General features: G+C 43.0%; 19 protein-coding genes. 3 read left to right on the forward strand and 16 right to left on the reverse strand.

All coding sequences use genetic code 11. The features are described from left to right. Positions 1–23: 23 nt before the first annotated feature. On the reverse strand, positions 24–1,469 hold the full coding sequence (locus tag ACMXYN_RS13715) for a PLP-dependent aminotransferase family protein (RefSeq protein WP_415892311.1): 1,446 nt from the start codon (positions 1,467–1,469) through the stop codon (positions 24–26). A 112-nt stretch (positions 1,470–1,581) separates the two neighbouring features. Between ACMXYN_RS13715 and ACMXYN_RS13720 the strand changes: the two genes are divergently transcribed. After that, a complete protein-coding gene (locus ACMXYN_RS13720) occupies positions 1,582–2,178 on the forward strand; it encodes a pyridoxamine 5'-phosphate oxidase family protein (protein ID WP_415892312.1) in 597 nt (198 codons plus the stop codon). A gap of 72 nt (positions 2,179–2,250) precedes the next feature. Here the strand turns inward: ACMXYN_RS13720 and ACMXYN_RS13725 are convergent, their stop codons facing one another. Continuing rightward, the gene (locus ACMXYN_RS13725; protein WP_415892313.1) at positions 2,251–3,465 is read right to left on the reverse strand and encodes an alpha/beta fold hydrolase; all 1,215 of its coding nucleotides are present in this window, start codon (positions 3,463–3,465) and stop codon (positions 2,251–2,253) included. 241 nt (positions 3,466–3,706) lie between these two features. Here ACMXYN_RS13725 and ACMXYN_RS13730 point away from each other — a divergent pair, with 241 nt between their 5' ends. Continuing rightward, on the forward strand, positions 3,707–4,672 hold the full coding sequence (locus ACMXYN_RS13730; RefSeq protein WP_415892314.1) for an ABC transporter substrate-binding protein: 966 nt from the start codon (positions 3,707–3,709) through the stop codon (positions 4,670–4,672). 61 nt (positions 4,673–4,733) lie between these two features. Here ACMXYN_RS13730 and ACMXYN_RS13735 read toward each other — a convergent pair whose 3' ends face one another. From ACMXYN_RS13735 to ACMXYN_RS13770, 8 genes are all read right to left on the reverse strand, one after another. Beyond that, positions 4,734–5,594, reverse strand: coding sequence for a sulfotransferase domain-containing protein (locus ACMXYN_RS13735; RefSeq protein WP_415892315.1), 861 nt, complete (start codon positions 5,592–5,594; stop codon positions 4,734–4,736). 218 nt (positions 5,595–5,812) lie between these two features. Further along, the gene (locus tag ACMXYN_RS13740) at positions 5,813–6,475 is read right to left on the reverse strand and encodes a hypothetical protein (RefSeq protein ID WP_415892316.1); all 663 of its coding nucleotides are present in this window, start codon (positions 6,473–6,475) and stop codon (positions 5,813–5,815) included. A 172-nt stretch (positions 6,476–6,647) separates the two neighbouring features. Next, positions 6,648–7,958 carry a YncE family protein gene (locus ACMXYN_RS13745; RefSeq protein WP_415892317.1) on the reverse strand — a complete coding sequence of 437 codons (1,311 nt, stop codon included), beginning with the start codon at positions 7,956–7,958 and terminating at the stop codon, positions 6,648–6,650. Positions 7,959–8,335: 377 nt separating this feature from the next. Next, the gene (locus tag ACMXYN_RS13750) at positions 8,336–9,526 is read right to left on the reverse strand and encodes an FTR1 family iron permease (RefSeq protein ID WP_415892318.1); all 1,191 of its coding nucleotides are present in this window, start codon (positions 9,524–9,526) and stop codon (positions 8,336–8,338) included. A 2-nt stretch (positions 9,527–9,528) separates the two neighbouring features. Next, positions 9,529–11,613 carry a transglutaminaseTgpA domain-containing protein gene (locus ACMXYN_RS13755; protein ID WP_415892319.1) on the reverse strand — a complete coding sequence of 695 codons (2,085 nt, stop codon included), beginning with the start codon at positions 11,611–11,613 and terminating at the stop codon, positions 9,529–9,531. Then, complete coding sequence (locus ACMXYN_RS13760; RefSeq protein WP_415892320.1) at positions 11,610–12,476, reverse strand: DUF58 domain-containing protein; 867 nt, start codon at positions 12,474–12,476, stop codon at positions 11,610–11,612. The genes ACMXYN_RS13755 and ACMXYN_RS13760 overlap by 4 nt, the downstream gene beginning before the upstream one ends. Beyond that, positions 12,473–13,423 (reverse strand): AAA family ATPase, encoded by a 951-nt coding sequence (locus ACMXYN_RS13765; RefSeq protein WP_415892321.1) that lies wholly within the window; start codon positions 13,421–13,423, stop codon positions 12,473–12,475. Before ACMXYN_RS13765 ends, ACMXYN_RS13760 begins: the two co-directional genes overlap by 4 nt. A gap of 70 nt (positions 13,424–13,493) precedes the next feature. Beyond that, entirely contained in the window at positions 13,494–15,005 is a 1,512-nt protein-coding gene (locus ACMXYN_RS13770; protein WP_415892322.1) for a di-heme oxidoredictase family protein, read from the reverse strand. Positions 15,006–15,398: 393 nt separating this feature from the next. Between ACMXYN_RS13770 and ACMXYN_RS13775 the strand changes: the two genes are divergently transcribed. Continuing rightward, the gene (locus ACMXYN_RS13775; RefSeq protein WP_415892323.1) at positions 15,399–15,623 is read left to right on the forward strand and encodes a hypothetical protein; all 225 of its coding nucleotides are present in this window, start codon (positions 15,399–15,401) and stop codon (positions 15,621–15,623) included. On the opposite strand, the gene ACMXYN_RS13780 is transcribed toward ACMXYN_RS13775, so the two are convergent. The 6 genes from ACMXYN_RS13780 to ACMXYN_RS13805 are packed head-to-tail and all read right to left on the reverse strand — an operon-like array spanning position 15,604 to position 22,778. Further along, a complete protein-coding gene (locus ACMXYN_RS13780) occupies positions 15,604–16,707 on the reverse strand; it encodes a prepilin-type N-terminal cleavage/methylation domain-containing protein (protein WP_415892324.1) in 1,104 nt (367 codons plus the stop codon). The genes ACMXYN_RS13775 and ACMXYN_RS13780 overlap by 20 nt on opposite strands. Next, positions 16,704–17,501: a type II secretion system protein gene (locus ACMXYN_RS13785; protein ID WP_415892325.1), complete on the reverse strand. Its 798-nt coding sequence runs from the start codon at positions 17,499–17,501 to the stop codon at positions 16,704–16,706. Before ACMXYN_RS13785 ends, ACMXYN_RS13780 begins: the two co-directional genes overlap by 4 nt. Next, the gene (locus ACMXYN_RS13790; protein WP_415892326.1) at positions 17,501–18,853 is read right to left on the reverse strand and encodes a GspE/PulE family protein; all 1,353 of its coding nucleotides are present in this window, start codon (positions 18,851–18,853) and stop codon (positions 17,501–17,503) included. The genes ACMXYN_RS13785 and ACMXYN_RS13790 overlap by 1 nt, the downstream gene beginning before the upstream one ends. A 16-nt stretch (positions 18,854–18,869) precedes the next feature. Continuing rightward, positions 18,870–20,096, reverse strand: a complete 1,227-nt coding sequence (locus ACMXYN_RS13795) for a type II secretion system F family protein (protein WP_415892327.1) — start codon at positions 20,094–20,096, stop codon at positions 18,870–18,872. Between the two features lie 13 nt (positions 20,097–20,109). After that, positions 20,110–21,708, reverse strand: coding sequence for a GspE/PulE family protein (locus tag ACMXYN_RS13800; RefSeq protein WP_415892328.1), 1,599 nt, complete (start codon positions 21,706–21,708; stop codon positions 20,110–20,112). Continuing rightward, positions 21,708–22,778: a type IV pilus twitching motility protein PilT gene (locus ACMXYN_RS13805; protein WP_415892329.1), complete on the reverse strand. Its 1,071-nt coding sequence runs from the start codon at positions 22,776–22,778 to the stop codon at positions 21,708–21,710. The genes ACMXYN_RS13800 and ACMXYN_RS13805 overlap by 1 nt, the downstream gene beginning before the upstream one ends. Between the last annotated feature and the right edge of the window lie 8 nt (positions 22,779–22,786).

Here is a 22,786-nt window from a genome sequence, read left to right on the forward strand (position 1 = left end):
TCACAAGTTATAAGCTGTTCATTTTAACCTAACTTAGAGTGGCTCCGAACATTTTTGTAATGTTTACCGATTAACTGAACACCTTGTCTAATCTGTTCTTCCGACTCAGCACAATATCCAATCACTAAACCATTCAGTTTCGGCCCCTCTTGGGTATAACCCGATAATGCTCTTACACCCAGACCATCTTTTTTTAACTGCTCAACCAGTCGCTTGTCTTCTATCTGATCTGGCAAACCCAGTACCAGATGCATTCCTCCTTCAGCACCCAAAATAGGCAAGTCAGATAAACAGCTAACTTCGACCTCTTGAGATAGAACGCTAAGCCGCTTCTGATACAAACCATTCATCTTTTTCATATGCCGTGCAAAATAGCCTTGCTCCATAAACTCAGCCATAGCCACTTGAGTAACGCCGGATAAACCACCATCCATATAGCGCCGCGCTCGATTAAATAAAGGCACTAAAAGTTCAGGTAGTACCACATAACCTAAACGTATTGCAGGAAACATTGATCGGCTAAAAGTCCCGGTATAGATCACCCGTTGATAATCGCTGATCGCAAACAGCGAAGAGACCGAATGACCAATGGCAAATTCTGAATCGTAATCATCCTCTAGAATCCAAGCACCTTCCGTTTCAGCCCATCGAATAACCTCTAACCTTTCAGCAAGCGATATCGTATGCCCTAAAGGAAAGTTACGTGAGGGTGTCAAACTCAATAACGCTGCCTTCCCTTTTAGAGGATTAATTAAAGGAAACTGAACCGTATCAATATTGCACCCCGCGGCTTTAAAAGCACCAGATATCCCCGGAAACCCCGGAGTTTCAACCACCACCCGATCTCCTGAATTAGTGAGTAACTGAGCAACCATATAGATCGCTTGCTGAGAACCTGAGGTCACCAAAATTTGATCCGGTTTGACCTCGATGCCTCTATGCCGCAATAAATATTTTGAGATCTGCTCCCGCAATCTTAAATCACCTGCGGGAGGCGAAGAGTCTAATGACTTAAACGATGCTGCTCTCGCCAAACAGCGCTTCCATTGTTCTATAGGAAACTGGTCGACTGCAGGTATTCCCGGTTGCAGTAACTTGCGCGTATCAGGATTTAAAGGTGTAAAACCTAAGAATTGTTTTGCATATTCCGAAACCGATAAACCGGGGTCTTGCTTAGTTTTCGAAGGCTTATTTCTCAACACTGACTCAGGCAAGTGAGCAACATAACTCCCTGACCCCGTCACCGTTTCAACATAACCCTCCGCAACTAACATTTCATAGGCCGTTTTAACTGTATTACGGGCAACGCCAAGCGCGCTCGATAACTCTCGCGTTGCAGGTAAACGAGTACCACCCACCAGCTCCCCCTGCAAAATAGCCAACTGCAGACGTTTAAAAATAACCTGATAACGAGCCCCCTCATCAACGTTTTCAGGGGGTTTAAGAATATCTAGAAGCTGTGCACTCAACAAAATTGGGCCCATTAAATATACAAATATTGGATCTTATATAGACCAATTATAACCATTACTCTTCCACTATCTAAACCAATCAACCCATAAATATGAGGAGGACAAGCAGATGAGTAACTTTACCCCTACGCCAAAAACACAGGTTAAACGTGGGTTGAAAAAAGCGACCTATGATAAAGAAAAAATTTATCAGATCATGGATGAAGCACTTGTCTGCCATGTTTCATGTAATTGGCGCGATCAAACTATGATTCAACCAACACTGCATTGGCGTGAAGGCGATTACCTCTATATTCACGGTTCAAGTAAAAATGGGTTATTCCAAGCATTACTCGCCGGAGAGGAAGCAGCAATAGGGATTACCCTTCTGGATGGCTTAGTGTTTGCGCGTTCTGCTTTTCACCATTCAGTCAACTTTCGCAGTGTGATCATGTATGGCAAGGCTAAACTGATCGAAGAAAAACAGGAAAAACGCCGACAGTTGGACTTAATGCTAGAAAAGGTTAAAAGCGGAAGATCACAAGAAGCGAGACCGGCCAATGATTTAGAACTCAAAGCCACTGCGGTTTTGGAATTTAAAATCGAACAAGTCTCAGCAAAAGTTAGATCCGGAGCACCTGTGGATGAACCGGAAGATATGGCATTGGATGTTTGGGCGGGTGTTCAACCAATCCGCCAAATATTCGATGAGATTATTTATGAATAAGCTGCTCTCAATGAAAGGTTTTACAGCTATATACTGTAAAACCTTTATTTACCTAACTAGCCATTTGAATGGCTAAGATAAAGCAGTCTTAATATTGATCTCACCTTCCAAGGTTTTATGAACGGGGCATCGATCTGCAATATCAAGCAAACGCTGTCGTTCTTCCTCAGATAAGTCACCGATCAGCGTTATACGCCTCACAAACTGATCTACTTTGCCTCCAGATTGTTCGCAGCTAGAACAATCCTCTGCATGGATTTTGTCATGGGTAACATCCACCTGAACATGCTCCAGTGGCAACTTTTTATGACGCGCGTACATGCGAATCGTCATTGAGGTACAAGCACCTAAACCGGCTGCAACTAATTGGTAAGGCGTCGAGCCTAGATAATTGCCACCATAACTCACCGGTTCATCTGCAATTATATGGTGACCTGCTGCGCTGATATCCTGAGTAAAACTGTCCGGATCGGTTTCTCTTACCCGAACAACACCTTCAGGGGCATTCATCTGTTTTGGTAACAGTTCAACGTCTATATAACGCTGCACCCAAGTTGAAATCACTTCAGCAGTATACTCTGCATCCTCAACACGCGTCAGCAGATGATCAGCATTATCCAGCGTAATAAAACTCTTTGGATGTTTAGCCATTTGAAATAAACGCGCGGCATTATCCAAACTCACGGTTTCATCCAATGGCGCATGCAGGACCAGTAGCGCTTTTTTCAGATGCTTAACCTTAGTCTCTAAAGATACATCTGAGATATCTTCAATAAACTCACGGCGAATGGTAAAAGCCCTACCACCCAGTTCCACTTCTGCCGAACCTTGGTTACAGATTGTATTTACATGATCACCAAAATTATGAATAACATGTTCAGGTTCAGCTGGAGCACCAATCGTAACTACAGCTTTCGCCTCTGCTATTCTATCAGCCGCCGCTAAAACTGCAGCACCGCCCAGAGAGTGACCTATCAACAATTGCGGTGCCTGATAGTTTTCTCGTAAGTAATCAGCCGCTAATGCCAGGTCAGCTACGTTAGAACTAAATCCGGTATTGGCAAACTCCCCACCCGAATGCCCCAACCCTGTAAAATCAAAACTAAGTACAGCTATTCCTAAAGATGCTAGACGTTGAGCTATTCGCCTAGCTGCTGGAATATCTTTGGAACAGGTAAAACAGTGCGCAAACAATGCATAAGCCGCAGGTTTGCCAACGGGTAGATCCAAACGAGCCGCAAGCACTGATCCATCGTGGCCCTTAAATTCTAAACGCTCTGTTTTCATAGTCATTCCTCACCAATTAACCAATATAGGAACAGTATTAATTAAGCCCCTAACAAGCTCCATTTACTTCTTTCTATAGCTTGGATAGGTAAGATCTATGACCAAAGGTTTTAAAGATTGTTCAAGCACTGAGGCTAGAGGCAAAAGAATAAAACTCTTGATTAAATCGGAGTAGCGAAATGGAAGGCTTCTAGATACCTGCCTATATTGAAAATAACACTCGCAGGCAGATGAGTCAGAGATGAAGCTATATACAGGAATCTTACTTTATTGCTTTTGCTTACCAGCATATTCACTCGATGTGTTTTTTATTCATAGCTATCATCATGCCTACCCTTGGGTTGAAGAGTACTACACCGCATTTAAAAGTCGCTTAGACACAAATAGCTTAGAAGACTATCAAATGGATACTAAACGTATCCCACATCAAGATTTTCAAAAGAAAGCAAACGAGGCGATTCAACTTATCCAACAAAAAAAGCCGAAAGTGATTGTCGTATCAGATGACAATGCACTTCGCTTAGTTGGCAAACCTGCGCTTCAACAAGGTTATAAAGTTGTCTTCCTAGGGGTGAACGGTAATCCTAGGCTTGTCCTTCCACTTACATCCAACCTTGCAGGCGTACTAGAGCGCCCTCTTCTAAAACGTTCTGTAGCGGAACTTACACGCATTGTGCCGAAGTTAAGAAAGATACTTGTCCTGATGGATGATGGACCAACAACAACCGCGATTATAAACACATCCTTCGACTCCACAATGCGTCAAGTGATTGCTGGGGTTCAAGTTAATGTAAGGCGCTTGAAACACTTACACGAATGGAAAACCGAGATTGAACAAAGCAAAGCTAAAGGCTACGACCTAATTATTATCGCTAATTACGCAAAGTTATTGGATAACAATGGGGTCGCGGTTGAGCTTGATGTTACTAGCCGCTGGAGTAGCCAACACGCACAGATACCCTTATTTGGATTTTGGGGATACTCTATCGGTGAAGGAAAAGCTGTCGGCGGGCTGGTTTTGTCGGGGGCCGATCAAGGCAGATCCAGTGCAGATATAGTCAATCATTACCTTAAAGAAGAGCGTTTCCCTAATCCTTCTATCGTTACCCCTAAGAAAGGGAGATATCTATTTTCAAAGTCCGAACTACAGCGTTGGCAGTTGATACTACCTACAGATATCGAGCATCAGGTTGAGTGGCTTGAGTAAAACATATCCCTGTATTCATAAAAACCAATAAATTCAACATCATTGCTTGGAAACATACTGGTTAGGCATATTTCCATCCCCCCCAGAAATCCTTAACGCCAAATCGATATTCACAGAATTCGTATGTTTCTCTATAGAAATTAAAAATATCAGATGCTAACTCTACATCTAAATCAAGTTCACTTTTTTCAGATACATTAACCTTCTGGCTTGTATCAGGTAAAAAGTCATTCAAGCCCAAGAACCCCTGTAACTCTACAAGTGTTTCTTTCTCAAAAAGTTTCTCATAAAAAGAATAGAAAATATCTTGCTCATCAAACACATATTCTAAATTTTTTATTGTCGATTCATACCTAGTCCGAATCTCACATTTCTTAGTTTGATAGATACTTGCCAACATCTCTTGCTCAGCAGGGAGATCTAAATTTTTATGATTAGCTGACTTGTACTGTTTAAGTTTCATTCGCGCCATAGACCAACAGCGTTCGATCGGATCCCTCATTAAATAAATAACCTTAACTGTAAAGCCTCTAGCCTCAAGTTCAGACTTTATTACTTTCAGAGCTTCAACCGGCAGAGCTGCATATGATGGAGTAATATCTCCTACAGTAGTGACGTCCTCCCCCCCTTCGCACCATAATTTGTCAAAATAATCGTAATAATTTCTTGTGTCCAGATAAAAGCTCAGATGGGTAAAAAACTGGGGGTGTTGCACAAGAACTTCTGGATTTTTATTTACATACTCTAGATCTTTTAATTTTTTAGATAGGATATCTCTAGATTCTGGAATATAAAGTGCATCGAAAATGTGGTATTCCTTCCTAAAACCTAAATCAACATTTTGGGATTTATTCAGCTGGGCACTAAGCCAAGTGGTCCCCCCTTTCTGGCAACCAACCCCTAAAATGAAGTTCTTCTCCATAGCCTTACCCTAACCCATTCGACGTACATTACTTTGCTAAGCAAGATTAACAAATCAAATTTCAAAAAACATGCTGGAAAAGTTTAAGCCTGTAGGTTAGCAGAAGAAAAAATTGAGAATAATTATCGTAAAACCATTAAATAGCCCTCCAAAAGAAGTTACGCATTTGATTCTTACAAACAATGGCATCAACTTACACATAGATACTTAAGCAGCTGCTACTCGGCACAGAGAATCACACTTAACCTCCAAGGTGTATTTTTACCTCTGTTATCCATAAACACTACTGGAAGCTGACCATCGACCGATTTTAATCGACTCTTAATACCTTCCCATTCGGCGTATTCAGGGTGATCAAAATCCATGATCACTGTAGCTTTTCCTCTTAACTCTTCTTCTGAAACCTCTTTATACAAAACTGCTCCCCAAGATTTATATTTACTTTCCCCAAACTGACCATGTTCAGATATTGCTGCATGCGATTTACGAAGCAGCTGAATCAGTGCCTCATTACGTATATCTTTCTGACAGATAAAAAAATCGATATCCGTATTACTAGCATTCTCTATAGTGCGTTCAGTTAAAGCAGTATTGAGTTCGGGGGCTATAAAAGGGGGTGATTTAGCATCCGGGCCTTCAAAATATACTTTCAGCCCCTCCTTCGTTTCTTGATCTTTAATCAGGTTAGTCGCGACTAGAAATTCTAAAAACTCTTGCCGCTCCTGCTCAGTTTTTTGCGAAAGCGCTAAAGAAATAACACTGGAATCAAGCTTGGTTCGTTCAAGCTCAATTTTAGATTCAGCTTCTAACCAACCTCCAACAACAGTTCCAGCCAGAGCAAAAACACCGGTCAGAATTATTGTCCATAACTTTCCATTCATTCCCTCTGACATAACCTTCATCCATAAAGTTTACGATTCACTTAAACAGTATGCTTACATCCTTATATGGTCAATATGAAACCAACCGAAACAATTCCATGCATTTAAAAATAGATTGTATAAAAAAGGCCGAGCATATTGCTCAGCCTTTACTAACAACAGAACATTTTTACTATTCAGTTGTATTAATAAACTCCCAAGTAACAGAAGCTTCCATCTTAGTTGCATTATCTAGCCCAATAACCATATCAACCGCATGAGGGCCATTTCCTAATTCCTGAACTAAACGGTTACCAAATCCAGCACAACGAAGTGTTTTTTGCTGAAGTTCATTTCCACCAAGAATACAGTTACTAAGCACGTTGGTTATATCAACATTACCAACCGAAGCAGAAAAATCAATTACTTGATTCGGCCCAGTAACTACAGCTGCGAAGTCAAAGTTTTGGGTACTGATAAACTTACCTGAACTAGGATGAAGGCTTAGTTTAGTTGGAGTTTCTTCAGAGACTAGGATCACTTGGTCAGCAGTGCTATAGGCTAAACCCGATCCCCCCCACAAAACTAAATTATCAGTGTTAGTTCCACCGTAGAATTCAGCTTTCTCAAATATGTAAGTTTTCTTAGAGAAAGTTTGGATTTCACCATTATCTAGGAAATATACTTTGTCACGTACAGAATCGACAGCGATAGCATCTGCAAAATTCACATTAGCAAATGATCCCAGAGGATTACCGGTAACTGGATCAATTGCATCACCCGAAGTCGAATAAACAACACCATCTTCAAATTCAATATCAACATTGAATCCAGATATCGCTGTTTTAATTGAATCTAGTATGGAGACTCCAGTTTCATCTATTTCCATGGTACGGAAACCATACCCAGTTGATTCATTGTTATAGCCGTATAGCACATTAGGGTCGAAACCAAATTCAATGACATTGCTACCACTATGGTTTGGCGTTGCATTTGGCAACTTAACGCCATTTTCAAAAATGGCTACACCGCCGTGTTTAGGGCTAACGCCTAAACGCTTTAAAGAAACGGCTATTACGTTTGGATTACCCGGCTGGACCTCAATATCTTCAGCATATAAAGGTCCAAAAAATTGATCGTCCCCTAAAACAATTGGAGCCTGAACCGTCATAGTAGGTATGTGATAAGGCACAACACTTGCTGAACCACTAAGATCAATATATAGGTATTCACCGTTATCAGATAAAGCTAGCTCATTCGGTTCACTACCAACATACACAAACGATCCAATTGCCCCTGTTACAGGATCAATAGTTACAATCGAATTGCCATTAGCACCCTGAGAACCGGGGATACTGGCGTAGATTTTTTCATCAACCGGATTATAAATTAGATCATTAGTCACTAAATCTATTTGGCGAACTTCGTCAGCATTTGATATTGAAGCTTGAGTAGCTATACCGGCTAGAATTGCATATGACAAATAGCTTTTCAGTTTTTTCATTAAAAAGTCCTTTTAAAAATACAAGTCTGTTGCTGTTTAAACGTAGTTAATCACTTTTTATGTCAGATATTGGCCTTCGCGCAGAGTATGGTCGATTCAGCCCCAAATCAACAAGGGAGATTTGCCCAATTACTTAAACTCCTGTTTCGATGGCAACAAAAGGCAAAATCATTATGGACTAGCAATACAGGCTGGATAATTCCGGGAGAACGTTCCAGAAAGGTTCAGCAAAGCGGCTTAAGTAACCTGAGAGTATCAAAGTCCATTTAAGAGATTCCATTTAAAGTGTTAACTAACACTCTTGGTGGTCAATATACAGAATATAAATGACAAATAAAATCCAAACGGCTCAAACTACTCTTTGTTATAGCAGCTATTTAGGCTGCGGAATTTTCCACTTTTTCAGCTTTGATAAAGACTGTTGTACGCGTAATTATCCATCCCAATACTGGCAGCAACATCAAGACCAACTGCGCGAAAATTGACTCTAATGTCGGAAATAGCCCTAACCAGCTAACAGTAGGAACATACTCAAGGTAAGTACTCCCTATCCAGCCAGCCACCTGTAATTCGAGCGTCGCCTTGCCGGCAAAGATAACTGAAAGGCTGTACAGAAGAGCTGCTGTTCCAGTGAAAAACTGTTTTAGTGGTAATTTCACGGAAAGCTGGAAGATCAAAACATAGACGGCTAACAACGCTACCACCGCACATGCAAACCCTGCCATAATGGCATCAAGTTCGCCTCCAGAATCGCTAATCAAAGCTTGATAGAACAAGATCGTTTCCGCACCTTCTCGATACACTGCAAAGAAAGCAACAGAGATAACTGCCCATAAACTTCCTTGGCCTATAGCTTGACCTAAACGATCATTGATATACCCTTGCCATTGTTGCATCTCTCTTCGCGCAAAGAGCCATGCGCTCACATAACTTAGCAACACAGCAGCCACCAGCATGGTCAAACCTTCTAAGGTTTCACGAGCAGCACCACTGTTTTGAATAAGTTTGTTTAAGGCAATAGCCGTAAGGATACTGGCACCCAAAGCTGCCAAAGCACCAAGCCAGATTAGATTAACCTTATCCCCTGCTCCCGCTTTACGGAGATAGGTCACAAGCGCAGCGACTACCAATAAAGCTTCGATCCCTTCTCGTAGTAGAATCAAGAAAGATTGAACAAGTAGTTCGGTAAAGCTAGCAGAAGCACTATCGATCATCGGAGCGACTTCTAATAACGCTTTCAAGTCCTGCCATTGGTTTTGCACTTCGGTTACAGGCTTTCCTGTAACCGCACTGTTAATAAGTCGGCTAAAAGAAAGCTCTATCTGTAACATAGCATCGGTATCAGCTTGGCCTACTGCAAATTCCAATCCTTGTCCTTCAAAATGCCCAAAATAGAGCTGCGAGAAGCGGTTACCAAAATCGATCGCTTGTTCAGGCTGATATTCCTCTGCTGCTTTATCTCCCGCACTTATCAGGTGCAACATAATGGCTGGATAATCACTAGCTGCCTGCGCCGCTGTACCAATAGAAGCACAGAATAGAATTACCCAAATTTTAAATATTCTCATCGTCATATCATCGCTACCAAACGTTTTACGTCTCGCACAAAAAGGGCCTTCCCTTCTGCTGTATTTTGTTGGCCATAACGCACGGCCAAGTACTGATTAACCACCTGTTCCAGAACCGGGTATAGCTCTGGCTTTTCAACTTTGACCCGGGTTAACCATTGGCTTGGGCATTCGCCGTCTAAACAAGCTAGGTCCAACTTACCAAACCGTTCATTTAACTGATCAAAAGCACGACTAACAGGGTCAACTTTCGATTTCTTAACTTGTAAAAAGAGTGCATAAACGACCGCTAAAAGCACCAAGCCCAATACACTCAAGGCAAGAAGGTTCTTCCAATCAACTTTGCGTAAACCAGACTTTTTAAGGAGCTCAACTTGGCGATCAGGGTTGTAATTTAAAACCCAAGTTTCCACACCCGAGCTTAGTTTTTTCAACCAGCTCCAACTGGAGGTAGATTGCTTATCCGTGTCTTTAACAGACTTAGACTTTGCTTGAGACTTTTCAGCTATAGGAGCCGACGTCGCTTTAGAAGGTTTAGCCTCAGCCTTTTGGGCTGTCTTATTTGCCTCAACCTTTGGCTTCGGTACAGCTGACTTCTCTGGAGGTACAACCAAATCTTTGCTTTCAATACGCTGCCAACCGATATCATCACTCCAAGCCTCTACCCAAACATGAGCATGTTCCTGCTTAACAACGACAAAATCAGTCAACGCAATTAGGCTACCACCGCGATAGCCACTAATAAGGCGAGTAGGAATACCGGCAGCCCTAAGAATCATTGCAGTACTAGATGCGAGATGCTCAATTGTTCCTATTTTCTCTTCAAAGAAATATTGATCGAGACTATGAGTACTTTCCTCAATGTCTGAGGTCAGTGACATTTGATAACCGTTCGAAGCTAGGTGGGTATACAACACATCGATCTTTTCTCGGTCGGTACTGTATTTAACCGCCAACTCCTCACCAAAAGCCTTTAGGCGCGGATTGGAGTTTTCTGGATAAGCTAAATACGCAGCTAATTCCTGTTCAGAAGGTTTGCGACCGCCACTGTATTCCAGCCAAGCAAAAATATCGTATTTAAATTCCCAGCTAATTTTACGAATACCTAACAACTGCATATCTTTCGATATTAGCGCTTCAGGTGTTTGGCCTGTTGGTAGATCTAATGCATATAGCCAATGACCAGCATGAGGAGAAACTCGAGCTTCGTAATGCACTTTATCGCGCTTGCTTGTTAGAACTTGCTCCACCGCTTCTTGTCCACGGTAAGAACCCTTTAGCAGATTACTTCGCTTATCCCAATTATCCGGCAAACGCCAACTGACTCCGTCATAATCACTAAAGACCGGTCCTCGCCAATACATACGACTTTTATAGGGTACATAGCCGCTAAATTCGGCGACTAATACTGGTGCATCACTACGTTTTAAACGGCTCACCTCACCTGCTTTGAGTGATCCTTTTAGACCTATATCTTTAGCATCTTGATCAATTGCCAGCTCAATCGGTAAACCAATGGCTAAGCCTAAATCCCACAATGGTCCCTGTACCCGAGGCATGGTGATAAACAACACTACCGTAATCGGTAATAGAACAATTGAAATAACACCGCTTTGTTTTAGCAGTTGTCCCGATGAAAGCCGTGATTCAGAATCATTTATGGCGATTAAACAGGTGATAACCAAAACACCCATCATCATTAAAAAAGCCATTGCAGGTAAGCTAGGTAGGTAGAGGCTACTCAGAGCCGCTAACAAAATACTCGCCAGAGTAACGACTCTATATTCGCGAAGCGTTTTCGACTCAGCCCATTTTAAAATTAATACCGCATATAGGACTGAAAGCACCGCAGTCGCATTGAACCAGCCTTTGCCATTTAGCTGAATGAGGAAAATGCAGCCTATTAAGCAGGTGATCAGAACTATCCAACGTATAACAGGCTTATGTTTAATTTGCTGATGGATCGCTATAACGGCAACAGAACCCAACAAGAGAACAAAGCTAATCTGCCCCCATGCAGGAAGAGTACTTAACAGTAATAGAATAAGACTCAATCGTTGAGTACGAGAGGAAAAAAAGTCGATCACGACACGACCTCCTCTGGCATCATGGCTAACTCACTTAAACACTGCTGGGCGTGCTGACCTGTTCGATTAGGATCGATCTCCTTGGCTGGTAGTCGTAAACCAAACTCGCGACCCGCTTGCTGGCACTCCAGTACCCAATGGCAAAGGCAGCTGATTCGGCTCTCATAATCCAATCCTTGAGTATTGTTCCAATCTAGCCACAAGCTAGGGTCACCATCAGCACCATCAAAATGTTTTACCTGAAGCTGCCCTCTTCGTGCCACAGCTCGCCAATCGATACGCTTTAAGTTATCCCCAGCCTGGTACTCGCGAAGACCGTCTAGCTCTTCTGCTTCTGATTGGCTATGCGCTGCACTTCCACTTAGAGGCTGATCTAATACAGCTAGATCTTGTGCTTCGGGATAGATTAAAACTTCAGGTAACAGCGCTATTTTTCGTTTAAAGGTAAATAGCCCTAAGGGCCAGATGCAGCTCATTTCTAATGGCTGCTCTATAGATAAACCCCGCTTATCAGCATTGAGGTCTAAATTCCAAATTTGAGTTGTATCAGCAGGTAGGTGGAAGTAACGATCGCTGCCATTTAGCTCGATATAAAGGTGGTCAGAACCCACCAGATCTTTAACTGATATTTGATAATTAATTTTTTGGCCTAAATGAACAGGCTTAACCCGAACATTAACGACTTCTATGCCATTCATATTGCGGATCACAAACCAGACAGAAAGCAGGAATGCCGCCATTAGAAAAAAACACAAAGTAAAAATCAGGTTATTACTGAAATTAATTGCTATCAACAACAGCGCAAACAGCATTAACACAAAGCCAATGCCTAAACCTGTGGGAGCTATACGCCAGCCTTTCATCGTGGAACAGCAACCTGTTCTAAAATTAGCTGACCATTTTCCACTGGACTACAAGCACCGCTAATACGTTGTAAACGATGACCAGCAACATAGGGAAATACAGTTTGAATATGCGCAGGTAGCAGATGCTCTGAACCTTCTAACCATGCCCAAGCTTTAGCTGCGTTTAACAATGCTAAACCTGCACGTGTGGATAAGCCATTGGTGAAATGATTACTTTCACGGCTGAACTGCAGCAATTCATACAGATAAGCCAACGCAGTTTCACTACATCCAACGCCGTTTGCTTGCTTCTGATATTGCTCTAGCTGTTCAATATCTATAAGGCTTTTAACCTGATTCAACAGATCACGTCGGCTTTCTCCTGCTAATATTTCTAACTCAGCAGCCTTTACTGGGTACCCCATCTGAATTCGCATCAAGAAGCGATCCAGTTGTGATTCAGGCAAAGGTGCTGTTCCAATCTGTTCAGCCGGGTTTTGAGTCGCTATAACGAAGAACGGGTTGGGTAACTTACGTGTCTCACCCTCTAGGCTTACTTGGCGCTCTTCCATCGCTTCAAGTAACGCACTTTGTGTTTTAGGCGTAGCACGGTTGATCTCATCTGCTAGAAGGAATTGAGTAAACACAGGCCCTTCAACAAAATGGAAAGACTGACTTTGCGCTTGGTAAATTGATGCACCAAGCAGGTCGGCAGGTAACAGATCATTGGTGAATTGTACCCGGTTATAATCCAATCCAAGCACTTTCGCTAAGGAGTGAGAAAGTACAGTTTTACCCATCCCAGGAAGATCCTCTAAAAGAAGATGCCCATTAGCCAATAAGCAGGTAAGCGACAATTTAATCTGTAACTCTTTACCCAGAATCAGCTGATTTAACTGCTGGTAAACCGGCTGTAATTCACTTCGAACGGACTGCGTTTCTAAGTGCAAATTTAATGATGTCACTATCACTGCTCCAATTTTTGCTTATTTCAGGCAATAAAAAACCGCCTGCTAAAGAGCAGGCGGTGAGTCTTTATAGGGATTTTAGGAATTTCACGATCGCTTCACGGTCAGCTTGTGCAAGCTTAGTGAAATCTTGTTTCGACTGTTCAGCTTCGCCACCATGCCAAAGAATTGCTTCTTCCAAGTTACGCGCACGTCCATCATGCATAAAGCGGGTATGACCGTTTACAGTCTCAACCATACCAATGCCCCACAATGGTGGTGTGCGCCACTCGTAACCATCCGCATCAAATGATGGACGATGGTCAGCTAGATCCGGCCCCATATCATGAAGAAGGAAGTCCGAGTAAGGATGAATCGTCTGATTATGTAAACGACGCTGACGTTGTTCTGTACCTGTTACAAAGGTCTCGCGGTGACAGGATTCACAACCGGTATCTTTGAATAGCTTTTCCCCACGAATCACGTCCGGGTTATCAAGGTAATCACGACCAGGAACGCCAAGGAACTCAAGATACGTTGTCACAGCATTCATTTGCTGTTCGGTCATTTCATATGGCGCATCAGTAGTTCCCGATCTTGCAGCTTTACACTCCGCTTGAGAGCTAGTGCAAGTCTCTACAGGGAATAATGGATTGGTGACACCCATATCATTCACAGCAGCATCCATACCCTGCTGATTCAGCGTTGGGGTCTCAGCTTTCCAACCATATTTACCAATCATGTGTTTGTTGAACTCAACACTCCACACGTTGTTCACCTTACCGGAAATACCATCACCGTCTTTATCTTCAGGATCCGCATACTCCAAGATGGATTCATCAGTTATCGCATCAATCAACCCCATGCCGATCATGAATGGTGCTATACGCGGCGAGATCATCGCATCATCACCTAACGGACCGTAGTTCTGTTCGGGGAAGCTATAGATAGGCTTTAAAAGACGGTACTCACTGCCATCACCGTAATAACCAACAATCTCTTCATAGGCAATATCTAGAGAGATCTCAGGCTGATGACTAGGGATAGAGTTATCCGCAAGCTGACCTCCATATACTGGATGAGGTTTAGGGCCACCATGTTCCCCTTTGCCCGGCACAGAAACACGAAACAGTAGACCTTCCATAGGCTTACTAAGATCCATTGGAGGTGCGGCACGACCATCAGCAATATGACAGCCTTCACAAGAGGATTGGTTAAATAGAGGACCAACGCCATCAGCATCGGCACGATAGCCAGACGCTATTGCGGGCGTGAAAGGACGTTCAAATACACCATCGCCATCATCAAACGTGGCTTGCAACTGCCAAGGTAAATTTTGCGCTTCAGACACAAAAGAAACATCACCGAACATAAAGTGAGTTAGATCACCACCGGACAGCGCTTTGGGATCTTTATCTTTTAAGTAATCTAAGGCTGCCCAATCATCACCATAACCAGAGAGAGGCTTAATCTTAGATTCATATACGGTATATCCCAGTACACCTAGGCTAACGGCAAGAACACCTAAACCTGCTTTTAACACTAGGCTTGGCGATTTTTTATTATGCTCAGACGGTTCTGAGATAACAGAGGAAGTCATGGATGGCTCCAGTTTTAATGTGCATTAGTATTTTTCCAACGACCTGATTACTCAGGCCTGCTTAATGAAGGAGCACCACTAATCACACTCTCCACGAGCGCTGATAAGCAAATACAACTTCAGGAAGTAGGAAAGCAACTAACACCACATCACCCTTTGATGCTGGGCCAGAAACCATTCTTACTGTTCGAGCTTACACGACTGTCAAAAGATACAAAGAAACACTATTTAATGATGTTTATGAAATAGTGAATAAAGACAGATATTACAACTCATAAATAAAGGCGCGAATTTTAATAAAATTTTATCTAATTTACAAATGAGAATCGTTTCCCCTTATGCGTTTTTTGCTGTCTATACTGCTCTGCATCAATAAAAATAAGAGTTGGATTTATGACAGGGATAACCACGTTAAAAGCGCTTACACTTATGACCAAGCTATACACGGGATACGCATATAGCTTGGCGTTTATCTTTCAAAGTAGTTTGGTGCTGATTATGGCGGGGATAGCTACATTAGGTTACGCACTGTTAAAGCAACACAGCTATCTACAACCAAACAACATCAGTTATCGAAGAAAAATGATTAACTGTAACACTACGGGTTCACCTCAATAACATAGTTAAACTCCAATGGACTAACCGAAGACCTAGAAGCCAATACCACTTGAATATTACTCAACTTTTCAGAATCAGTAAGCTCTATTGGATCGTTACAATTAGCACCAGGGCTAAAAACATCTACGACATAACTTCCATGCATTGCGGCAGGGAAATCTACCGACAACGTGCCTGACCCCGAAATAGTTGTACTAAATGAGGATGAAGTAGTATCTGAACTATTTCCATTCCTAGTAGATCTAGCGCAGAGCTCCACGCTAGGCGCAGTTCCCGTATTTTGGACGTTCAAATTCACTGTGATATTCGATAAGGCAGATTCATACATATATTTGTGAACTAATACACTTTCAACCATTGTATATGGAGCACTTGTGCCGACATATATGGCATTAGGGTAGTCTTTTTCAAAATCAATTTGATTAGCATAAGCGCTCTGTTGGCTAGCATTAGCTGTGATAGTAGAGGAATAACTTGCAGGATTTCGCATATTATCAAGGCCTGCGCTTATTACACTAATATCCCCAGAATCAACATTAAACCGCCATCCCGAATTACGTATATCTTCTTCCAACTTAGTATCAGAAGAGTCTGTAGCTTCTGACCAAGCCTGTGACGTGTTCCCCCACGCATCACGATACACTGGGTATTGAACTTCTACATCATCAGATGTTGTAGAAGTTCCTTGATCAAAAGCTCCCTCGACTAAATGGTAATCAACCAAATAAGGCCCCTTCCAACCCTCTATTACCTCCCATGATGCCCCACAAGCGGCTTGATCGTGTAACTTTTGAGGATCGGGACAATACTCACCCATCAATAATTCTAATAAGCTATTCGGTAGTCGCCCCGTATCAGCTATAAACCCAGAGACCTGTACCTCGCCATTAGAAGAGAGGTTTGGTTGCCCAACTATTGCATCTCTAATAGATTTAACTTTAGTTCTTGTTGAGTTGTATCGCTCCTGATTACTATCCTGTACTACAAACTCAGTTGCTAAAGAAGCAATCAACCCCATCACAGCAACAACAACGACTAATTCCAGCAGGGTAAAACCATGCTGTTTATTTACAACATTTTTCATTTTTTCGCCCTTAAAACTGAAACTAAATCATCCTCAGTGCCATACTGACTATCGACACCCGCACTAGCCAAAACAATACAGCCATTATCATCAGTAGAATCTTCCGAACATTGGTCTAATGCATCATTCTCATAATCAATATCATATCGATATGCTTGCCCGGAAAATTCACGTCTTACCCATTCACCCGAATTTTTAACAGCAGCACAAGATTCACTACCTGAAGTATTACGTTCAAAAGTATCTGTTAGGCCAACGGCGCCATTACCATCAAAACCTGTATCAAAATTCGATTCCGACAAACCACAAATAGTAGAATTACTCACCACATAATTTTGCGATGAAAGCTCTAGATATGGCCCATTCCAACCGCGTGAGGAGTTTACATTCCAAGCCAACCGTTCAACCCCTCCAGTAACATCATCACTATCAATATCACCATCGAAATCAGTATCTAGTTGTGTTGGTGATTGAAATAACCAAATAAAATTAATTAACGAATTTTCATAATCACCTTTTTCAGTACTTGAAGTCGATACACCATATAGAGAGTCTGCACTGAAAAGGCCCTCTTTCGGAAAATACCCCGTATCCTCTTTAAACCGATAAATCGCCGAAGCAATACGCTTCATTTCAGTTTGAACCAACTGCTCTTGGGCATCCTGTTCGTAACCATCCATAGCCACAGCCGCGATACCCGCCATAGCAGCTAATACAGAGACAACCACCAGCAGTTCAATGAGGGTAAAACCCTGTTGGTTTCTCTTATCAGGGAAATTATGTTGATTAGACATTACACAACCTCCTCCATAGTTTCAGATTGACTCTGATTGCGCTGTAAAATTTCTGGGATATTGAGCAGCTCAGTTTCCGCTTGTTCAACTAAACCAAGGACGCGCTCTACTTCATCTATATCCGTTAAACCTGCTTTGAGCTTGTCCAGTGCAGAACGACGGAGGTCGGCAATACCATTAGCATCAGCATAGGCTTCAACATCTGCGTCAGTAGCCCCTCCTGCAATGAAACGCGATAATGTATGGGTCACAGGTAAAACCTCGAAGATACCGATTCGTCCTTTATACCCTGTAGGGTTCCCCTCTGCGGCTTTAGCTCGATAAAGTTCTAATCCTTGTAGTTCATCGTCCTTAAAACCGATTGCTAATAAACGGTCTTTAGGAACCTCTGCACGTTCACGCGTTGCAGGATCAAGCTTACGCAGTAAACGCTGACTGATGATCAAGCTCACAGTCGAAGCGATGTTGTATGGATCTACACCCATATTACGCAAGCGCGATATAACTTTAGGCGCTGAGGTTGCGTGAAGTGTAGATAAAACAAGGTGACCGGTATGCGCAGCTTTAATGGCTGAGTCGATCGTTTCGTGATCGCGCATTTCACCTAGCATGATGACATCAGGATCTTGGCGAAGAATCGTACGAGCCACATTGGCAAAGGTTATACCCTGCTTCTGGCTGACATTGATCTGATTAACCCCTGGCAGATTAATCTCGATCGGGTCTTCGATGGTGTAAATATTGCGCTGCTGGCTGTTTAACTGTTTTAGCAAGGTATATAAAGATACAGTTTTACCGCTACCTGTAGGCCCTGTAATTAAAATCATACCCTGCTGTTTTTTGGTTGCTTGCTGAGCCAATTGAATCTGACTTTGATCCATACCTAAATGATCTAAATTCAGCAGCTCTTCTGGCAGATAAAGCATACGCAAAACGATGGTTTCACCGTAGAGTGTCGGCGTAACTGAACAACGGAAATCTAAACCCACTTTATCTGTGATCATCATACGGAAACGGCCACTTTGAGTGCCTCGATGTTCCGCGATATCTAAACCAGAAATAACTTTTAGACGTATCGTCAGCAAGTTACCAAAACCACGAGGCATAGAGGTTAGTTCACGCATTACTCCATCGACACGTACACGAATACGTAGCTTTTCTTCGTAAGGCTCAAAGTGAATATCCGAAGCACCTTCTCGTACCGCATCCAACAACAAACCATTGAGGTAAGACGGTGCTGTTTGATCATTATAAGTATCTGTACCTTGTTCAAACCTATCCGCATCCGATTCATTAGCCGCAAAAATCAGGTTATCTGCGCTAACGTCGTACTTTGTTAAATCAAATTGCATAATTTATCTCCCGACTTTAACCCGCAGAAACCTGCATCATCGCTGTAAAAAAGGCGTAATACACACCTCCGACTAGACCGCCCACAACCAATGTCATTGCAGGCTCGATCATTGCGATCATCCGTTTAATTCGAGCTTCAGCCTGATCTTGGTAGTAGCGCCCTAGTTCCAACATAACATGCTCTAGTTCACCACTACGCTCACCAATCCCGGCCATGTGCTGAACCATCATAGGAATATTTCGTTGGTTAAGGCCTACAGCCAAACTTCGACCTGCCAGAATTTCATCACTGGCATGAGAGAAACAAAGTGATAAGCGGTCGTTACTTACAACAGAACTCACCACTCTAAGAGATTCGAGTACGGTTAAGCCACTGCTTAGCAGCATGGACATGGTCCAGCCCATCTGCGCCATACCTGAGGTTTTAATCGAATTACCGATCAGAGGAAGGTTGATCAATACACGATCAATTACTGCTTTCCCGACCTTCGTCGTGTAAGCCACTAAAATCGCGAAGATAACCACACCCACCGTTACACCAAGGTAAAAGCCATAATCGATTAACCAAGCAGAGACATCCATCATGACTTGAGTTGCCGCAGGTAATTGCTGCGATTTGCCCTCGAGCATCGTTGCAAACTTAGGCACTATGCTTAGGGCTAAGAATAACGTTACACCTATCGCAGCGGTCACAACCAAAACTGGGTAGATCAAACTAGAAACAAACTGTCGCTTCAATGCGGCGCTTCGCTCAAGCGAGTCGGCCAAACGCTCCAATGTCATTTGTAATTCACCCGAAGCTTCACCGGAAGCGATCAACTTGGCCACGATTGGCGGGAATTTACTGCCCTGCTTTTCAATCGCATTAGCAAAGCTACTACCGCCCTGAATCGCCACTAGAATATTGATCAAACTATTGCGAAGTTGAACCTTTTCGGTCATTTCCGAACAGAGCTCTAAGCCCTGCATTAAGGTATTACCCGAGCGCAGCATTAGAGATAGCTGACGGAAAAAAATCACTTGGTCCGCAGCACTGGCGCTGGTATAGCGTTTAATTGAGATGTAACTAAAAATCTTTGCGATAAAGGCAATCAAGCTGAAAGCCTGGCCTCCCGCATCAAGCTTTAGGACATGTAAGGAGCGTGACCGTAATTGTGCGGTTGCGTCTGCAGCACTATTCGCTTCAACAGTGCCTTGACGCTCACGTCCCTGAGGGTCCAACGCTTTATAGCTGAACTTCATCAGATAGTTTCTCCTAATACAGATGCATTGCTTCTTGAAGGCTTGTTGTGCCTTCTAGCACTTTATCTCTGGCGTCTTGCCAGAGAGTACTAAGCAGACCTGCACCCGCAGCGGCTTCTGCTATCTGTTCATCTTCAGAACCCGAATGGATCAATAGCTCTATCTCTTTATCAATCCATAAGGTTTCATAAATACCTACACGTCCCCGGTAACCACTACCGGTGCACTGAGGGCATCCATGGTTGCGATACAGAGTAATATCTTCACTCTGAGACAACTGAAGAATCTCACGCTCTCTCTGATCAGGCTGATAAGCCTCTTTACAGTGAGAACATAAACGACGTAACAATCGCTGAGCTAATACCCCAGCGAGCGTTGAAGAAATGAGGTAACGAGGACACCCTATATCAATAAGGCGGTTTACCGTGGCGACGGCGCTATTGGTATGTAAGGTGGACAGCACCATATGTCCAGTCATTGCTGCGCGAACCGCGGTCTCTGCCGTTTCGTTATCTCGAATTTCACCTACTAACATCACATCAGGGTCGTGACGTAAGAAAGATCGTAACGCTTTAGAAAAGCTAACTTTTTCGGATACCTGAACCTGTGTCGTACCTTCGACAACCTGCTCAATAGGGTCTTCAACCGTTAGGATATTAAGCTGCGAAGCATCCAGTTCACGGAGGGATGCATAAAGCGTGGTACTTTTACCGCTACCCGTAGGCCCCGTTACCAGAATAATGCCGTGAGGCTTAGCTAAAGCCTGCTTCATCGAAGTGAGGATATGATCAGGCATACCTAAATCAGATAAAGTTTGGCCTGCCGTACTTTGACCTAAAACCCTTAAGGTCGCCTTTTCACCCCAACGGCTAGGGATTGTTGCTACACGAAGTTCAACCTCATCAACCTCAAACCAATCCTGAATTTTATAACTGAACCCACCATCTTGAGCCATGTTCTGCTCAGCAATATCTAAACCCGCTAGCACCTTAATACGAGACATTAGCGATTCAGAAAGCTCTTTACTAATTGGTCTTTCATAACTTTGCATCTTGCCATCAACACGCATACGCAAAAGCATACCTGTCTCTTGAGGCTCAAAATGAAGATCTGTAGCGGATCGAATGTACGCTTCCTTCATAATGTCATCAATAATTGTGACGGCATTAGCACTCATTTCATAAACATTAAAATGCTTACGAATAATGGATTCGATTAACATTGGATCAGCTAACGCTGGTGTAGCACGCTTACCCAAAATCCGCTGAACTGTATCCAACCCCATACGGTCATCAGGGTCAGACAACAGAACAAATAGCTCACCTTGGTATTTAACCGGAGCAAACATGCGTCGAAGCAATGTTTCAGCGTTAAATGGATTGAGTAAGTTCGTATCTATATTGATCGCTTCGCGATCCAGAAAGGGTAATGAACGGCTATCGGCTAAAGCCTGATAAAGTGCCGCTTTTGGATAACGACTTGTTCTGCACAACAACTCGATCAAGTCGGTCCCTGATCGACGGGCACTGCTTTTAAGTTCCGGTAGCATTATCGGGTCGATTAAACCCGCCTGAGTACCGGCATTAAGTAAACTGTTTTCTTGTGCGGCCATTATTGACCACCCAACATACGTTCAAACGAGCCGATATCTCTACATAAGCTCCGGCCCGATTCGAGAGTAATTTTCTTAGCCGAAACCAAGCGCGCAAGTGCCTGATCTAAAGTCTGCATCCCCTGCCGAGTACTACTCTCCATCACAGAATAAATCTGCTTTGATTTGGCCGATTCAATAAGGTTGGCTACTGCAGTATTTACCATCAGGATTTCCGCAACAACCGCACGGCCTTTGCCATTAGCGGTAGGCACTAAATTTTGAGCTACTACAGCTTTTAAAGCTTGGGCTATACGTTGACGCGCGACGCCTTGCTCATTACCAGGAAAACTACCAATTAAACGTTCGACAACCCCAACCGCATCATTAGTATGCAATGTTGAAAATACTAGATGGCCAGTTTCAGCAGCTGTTAGCGCTGTTCGCATAGTTTCAAGGTCTCGCATCTCGCCGACCATGATGACATCTGGATCTTCTCGCAGCGCTGCTTTAACAGCGCTGGCAAAGTCAGGTACATCCGTATAAAGCTCACGCTGGTGGACAATAGATTGCTTATTTTGGTGAACAAACTCCACCGGATCTTCTACAGTTAGAATATGCTTAGCTTGATTCTCATTGATGCTGTTTAGAATAGCTGTCAGGGTCGTTGATTTGCCCGAACCAGTCGCACCACAAACAAGTACTAAACCACTTTTTAACTCAGCCAGATAATCCATTTGTGGAGGTAAACCAAGCTCTCGGGTTGTTTTCAGACCACCATCCAAAAAACGAATAGCTAAAGCGGTATTACCTTGCTCTCGGTAGGCGTTCACCCTAAAACGATGCCCAGCCTCTGTACTACAACCCATATCTAATGTTTGATCGTTGTGAAATTGCTCGCGCTGGGAATCGCTCATCAATGCATAAGCCATCTCATCCACTAATTCTGATGAATACGGCTCTTCATCATTACGCGTAATTCGCCCATGAATCCGATAGGTTGCAGGAAGGCCCACAGAGATATGAAGGTCGGATGCTTCAAGGCTGACACAGTCATCCATTAACCGTTGAATTTGCTTAAGACTGCTCATAAAACGCC

The sequence above is a fragment of the Neptuniibacter sp. PT8_73 genome (assembly GCF_047778045.1).
GTDB lineage: Bacteria > Pseudomonadota > Gammaproteobacteria > Pseudomonadales > Balneatricaceae > Neptuniibacter.

What these genes read in the sequence shown, in the direction of transcription:
- ACMXYN_RS13745 (WP_415892317.1), bottom strand. Translation starts at nt 7,958, where the DNA reads ATGAAAAAACTGAAAAGCTATTTGTCATATGCAATTCTAGCCGGTATA.
- ACMXYN_RS13790 (WP_415892326.1), bottom strand. Translation starts at nt 18,853, where the DNA reads ATGCAATTTGATTTAACAAAGTACGACGTTAGCGCAGATAACCTGATT.
- ACMXYN_RS13730 (WP_415892314.1), top strand. Translation starts at nt 3,707, where the DNA reads ATGAAGCTATATACAGGAATCTTACTTTATTGCTTTTGCTTACCAGCA.
- ACMXYN_RS13735 (WP_415892315.1), bottom strand. Translation starts at nt 5,594, where the DNA reads ATGGAGAAGAACTTCATTTTAGGGGTTGGTTGCCAGAAAGGGGGGACC.
- ACMXYN_RS13750 (WP_415892318.1), bottom strand. Translation starts at nt 9,526, where the DNA reads ATGAGAATATTTAAAATTTGGGTAATTCTATTCTGTGCTTCTATTGGT.
- ACMXYN_RS13805 (WP_415892329.1), bottom strand. Translation starts at nt 22,778, where the DNA reads ATGAGCAGTCTTAAGCAAATTCAACGGTTAATGGATGACTGTGTCAGC.
- ACMXYN_RS13725 (WP_415892313.1), bottom strand. Translation starts at nt 3,465, where the DNA reads ATGAAAACAGAGCGTTTAGAATTTAAGGGCCACGATGGATCAGTGCTT.
- ACMXYN_RS13780 (WP_415892324.1), bottom strand. Translation starts at nt 16,707, where the DNA reads ATGAAAAATGTTGTAAATAAACAGCATGGTTTTACCCTGCTGGAATTA.
- ACMXYN_RS13800 (WP_415892328.1), bottom strand. Translation starts at nt 21,708, where the DNA reads ATGGCCGCACAAGAAAACAGTTTACTTAATGCCGGTACTCAGGCGGGT.
- ACMXYN_RS13770 (WP_415892322.1), bottom strand. Translation starts at nt 15,005, where the DNA reads ATGACTTCCTCTGTTATCTCAGAACCGTCTGAGCATAATAAAAAATCG.
- ACMXYN_RS13740 (WP_415892316.1), bottom strand. Translation starts at nt 6,475, where the DNA reads ATGAATGGAAAGTTATGGACAATAATTCTGACCGGTGTTTTTGCTCTG.
- ACMXYN_RS13785 (WP_415892325.1), bottom strand. Translation starts at nt 17,501, where the DNA reads ATGTCTAATCAACATAATTTCCCTGATAAGAGAAACCAACAGGGTTTT.
- ACMXYN_RS13775 (WP_415892323.1), top strand. Translation starts at nt 15,399, where the DNA reads ATGACAGGGATAACCACGTTAAAAGCGCTTACACTTATGACCAAGCTA.
- ACMXYN_RS13720 (WP_415892312.1), top strand. Translation starts at nt 1,582, where the DNA reads ATGAGTAACTTTACCCCTACGCCAAAAACACAGGTTAAACGTGGGTTG.
- ACMXYN_RS13760 (WP_415892320.1), bottom strand. Translation starts at nt 12,476, where the DNA reads ATGAAAGGCTGGCGTATAGCTCCCACAGGTTTAGGCATTGGCTTTGTG.
- ACMXYN_RS13795 (WP_415892327.1), bottom strand. Translation starts at nt 20,096, where the DNA reads ATGAAGTTCAGCTATAAAGCGTTGGACCCTCAGGGACGTGAGCGTCAA.